General features: G+C 63.4%; 2 protein-coding genes. Both read left to right on the top strand.

Going from position 1 to position 4,107, the window contains the following annotated elements; translation table 11 throughout:
- On the top strand, positions 1–744 hold a 744-nt coding region (locus I5M_RS14575), incomplete at its 5' end, for an efflux RND transporter periplasmic adaptor subunit (protein WP_022722071.1).
- A gap of 130 nt (positions 745–874) precedes the next feature.
- Positions 875–3,976: a MexW/MexI family multidrug efflux RND transporter permease subunit gene (locus I5M_RS14570; RefSeq protein ID WP_022722070.1), complete on the top strand. Its 3,102-nt coding sequence runs from the start codon at positions 875–877 to the stop codon at positions 3,974–3,976.
- Positions 3,977–4,107 lie beyond the last annotated feature (131 nt).

Genomic DNA, 4,107 nt, shown 5'->3' with positions numbered 1-4,107 from the left:
AAGCAACTCGCGGCGCGTCAGTTCGGTCCGCAGGCGACCGTCGATACCGCGCAGGCGACGTACGACCAGGCCAATGCCGGCATTGCCCGCACCGAAGCGGTGATCTCGCAGAAGCTGGTCAAGGCGCCGTTCGACGGCGTACTCGGCGTGCGTCAGGTCGAAGTCGGTCAGTATCTCACCGCCGGCACGCAGATCGTGTCGCTCACCGATCTGTCGACGATCTTTGCCAACTTCACTGTGACGGAGAAGGACTCCGGCCGGCTGAAAGTGGGCCAGACCGTGCGGGTGACGATCGACGCCTATCCGGGCCGGACCTTCGAGGGCAAGATCACCACGATCGAGCCGCAGATTTCGTCCGACACGCGCAACATTCGCGTCCAGGCGACGCTGGACAATCCCGACCTCGTGCTCAAGCCGGGCATGTTCGCCACTACCACGGTGGTACTGCCCGACAAGCCGGCAGTCATCACCGTGCCTGAGACCGCGGTCGACTACACGCTGTACGGCGACTCGGTTTTCCTGATCCACGAGGAGAAGGGTGAGGACGGCAAGACCAACCTCACGGCGGTGCGGACCTTCGTGCGCACCGGCGACCGGGTCGACGGACGTGCCGTGATCACCAGCGGCATCAAGGCGGGCGACCGCGTTGTCGCCGTGGGCCAGCTCAAGCTGCAATCCGGCGCCGCGGTCGCGATCTCGACCGACCCGCTGCCGCCGCAGCCGTCGAAGCCGCCGCTGTACTAAGCGCGCGGGAAAGGCCGCGCCCCCGAGCTAGCGACCAATTCCGGCCGGCGATCGCGCCGTCCGGACCGACCGAACACTTCGCCGCCTCGCGTGACCGATCGCGAAGGCCCGGCGACCCAGGAGCGTCCGTATGGTCCTCACCGATATCTTCATCAAGCGCCCGGTGCTGTCGCTGGTGGTCAGCATGCTGATCCTCCTGGTCGGCTTCCGCGCCGCGACGTCGCTGCCGATCCGGCAGTATCCGAAGCTGTCGAACACGGTGATCACCGTGACCACGGCGTATCCGGGTGCGTCTCCGGACCTGATGCAGGGCTTCATCACCACGCCGCTGGAGCAGGCGGTGGCCTCGGCCGAAGGCGTCGACTACATCACCTCGGCCTCGACCCAGGGGCAGAGCCTGATCACCGTCTACGTCAAGCTCAACTTCGATCCCAACCAGGCGCTCACCGAAGTCCTCGCCAAGGTCAATTCGGTCAAGTACCTGATTCCGAAGGAAGCCAACGACCCGGTGATCGTGAAGTCGACCGGCCAGACTACGGCCGTGATGTATATCGGCTTCGCCAGCAACGAATTGTCCGGTTCGGCAATCTCCGACTATCTGACCCGTGTGGTGCAGCCGATCCTGTCGACGGTCGACGGCGTCGCCTCCGCCGACATCCTCGGTGGCCAGACCTTCGCGATGCGCATTTGGCTCGATCCGGTGCGCATGGCCGGCCGCAACGTTTCGCCCGACGACATCGCCGCCGCGATCCGTGCCAACAACTTCCAAGCCGCCGCCGGCCAGACAAAGGGGTACTTGACGGTCTCCAACGTCTCGACCAACACCGATCTCCAGAACGTCGATCAGTTCAAACGCATGATCGTCAAAGCCAAGGACGGCGGCTTCGTGAGACTCGAAGACGTCGCCACGGTCGAACTCGCGGCGCAGAGCACCGACTCGAGCGTGGCGTTCTCCGGCGAGCGCGCCATCTTCATCGGTGTCCAGGCGACTCCGCAAGGCAACCCGCTGAACATCGTCAGCGGCGTCCGCGCCCTGTTCCCGGAAATCGAGCGCAATCTGCCGCCCTCGATGAAGATGAAGGTCGCCTACGACTCCACCAAGTTCATCCGCTCCTCGATCGACGAGGTCGAGAAGACGCTGATCGAGGCGGTCGGCATCGTCATCGTGGTGATCTTCCTGTTCCTCGCGTCGTTCCGGTCGGTGATCGTGCCGGTGGTGACCATCCCGCTGTCGCTGATCGGCGTCTGCACCGCGATGCTGGCGATGGGCTTCAGCATCAATCTGTTGACGCTGCTGGCGATGGTGCTGGCGATCGGTCTCGTGGTCGACGACGCCATCGTGGTGGTGGAGAACATCCACCGCCATCTGGAGGAGGGCAAATCCCCGGTACAGGCGTCGCTGATCGGCGCCCGCGAAATCGTCGGGCCGGTGATTTCGATGACCATCACGCTGGCGGCGGTGTACGCGCCGATCGGCTTCCTCGGCGGTCTCACCGGCGCGCTGTTCCGCGAGTTTGCGTTCACGCTGGCCGGCTCGGTGATCGTGTCCGGCATCATCGCGCTGACGTTGTCGCCGATGATGTGCTCCGTGCTGCTCAAGCACGAAAGTCAGGGCTGGTTCGCCCGTAAGGTCGACTCGGTGTTCGGCGCAACCACGCGCTGGTACGGCCGCCAGCTCGACCGCTCGCTGGACTACCGGCCGATCACTGGGCTGTTCGCCGTGGTGATCCTCGGCCTGGTCGGCTTCATGTACATGAACACTTCCAAGGAGCTGGCGCCCGAAGAGGATCAGGGCATCGTGTTTGCGGTCACCAAGGGACCGAAATACGCCAACATCGACTACTCGAACTTTTACGGCGAGAAGGCCGACAAGGCGTTCGCCAAATTCCCCGAGACCGATCTGCGCTTCATCCTCAACGGCACCAACGGTCCGAACAACGGCATCGCCGGCATGCTGCTGAAGCCGTGGGACGAGCGTAAGCGCACGGCGATGCAGCTCAAGCCGCTGGTGCAGGCCGAGCTCAGCAAGATCGAGGGCGTCAATGCATTCGCCTTCAACCTGCCACCGCTGCCGGGCGGCCCGGGTGGCCTGCCGATCCAGATGGTGATCAATTCGACTGCCGGCTTCCGCGCGGTCTATGAGGAGATGGTCAAGCTCAAGGATGCGGCGCGCAAGAGCGGCCTGTTCATCGTCTCGGACAGCGACCTCGACTTCAACCAGCCGGTTGTCCGGGTGAAGATCGACCGTACCAAGGCCAACGATCTCGGCATCAACATGCAGGCGCTGGGCAACACGCTGGCGACGCTGCTGGGTGGCAACTACGTCAACCGCTTCAACCTCGAGGGTCGATCCTATCAAGTCATCCCACAGGTGCCTCGCGCCAAGCGTCTGACACCGCAATCGCTCGACGGCTTCTACGTCGCCAGCGTCACCGGCCAGCAGGTGCCGTTGTCGACGCTGGTGTCGATCGAAACTGCGACAGATCCGAACGCGCTGACCCACTACAATCAGCTCAATTCGGCGACCTTCCAGGCGGTGCCAATGCCGGGTGTCACCGTCGGTCAGGCCGTCGACTTCCTGGAACAGCAGGCTAAAAATCTGCCGTCCGGTTTCGGCCACGACTATCTCGCCGACGCGCGGCAATACGTGCAGGAAGGTAACCAGCTCGCCATCACCTTCGGCTTCGCGCTGATCATCATCTTCCTGGTGCTGGCGGCGCAGTTCGAGTCGCTGCGCGATCCTTTGGTGATCATGATCTCGGTGCCGATGGCGATCTCGGGGGCGTTGATCCCGCTGTTCTTCGGCGTGGCGACGATCAACATCTACACCCAGGTCGGTCTGCTGACGCTGGTCGGTCTGATCAGTAAGCACGGCATCCTGATGGTCGAGTTCGCACGCGAACTTCAGATCAAGGAGGCGCTCGACAAACGCGCCGCGATCGAGCACGCGGCCCGGGTGCGGCTGCGGCCGATCCTGATGACGACTGCTGCGATGGTTACCGGTTTGTTGCCACTGCTGACTGCATCCGGCGCCGGCGCCGCCAGCCGGTTCTCGATCGGTCTCGTCGTCGTCTCGGGCATGATGATCGGCACGCTGTTCACGCTGTTCGTGCTGCCGGCGGTGTACGTGGCGATCGGCACCGATCATCGCGCTGCCGCGGATTCCGAGCGAGCGAAGCAGATCGAGGATTACGAGATGGAGCACGCCTCGCCGTCGTTGAAGCCGACCTGATCTTGCTCCTGTTCACGCTTTGTGGAAAATGGCGGACCATAAGGTCCGCCATTTTTGTTTGGCGTGCCACCATCGGAAGGAACGTCATGACGACCGAGTTTGCTGCCGGCAACTATCGATTCATTCCGGCA

Origin of the sequence: Rhodopseudomonas sp. B29 (assembly GCF_000333455.1) — a bacterium.
GTDB lineage: Bacteria > Pseudomonadota > Alphaproteobacteria > Rhizobiales > Xanthobacteraceae > Rhodopseudomonas.
This window is presented reverse-complemented; position numbering and strand designations above follow the sequence as displayed.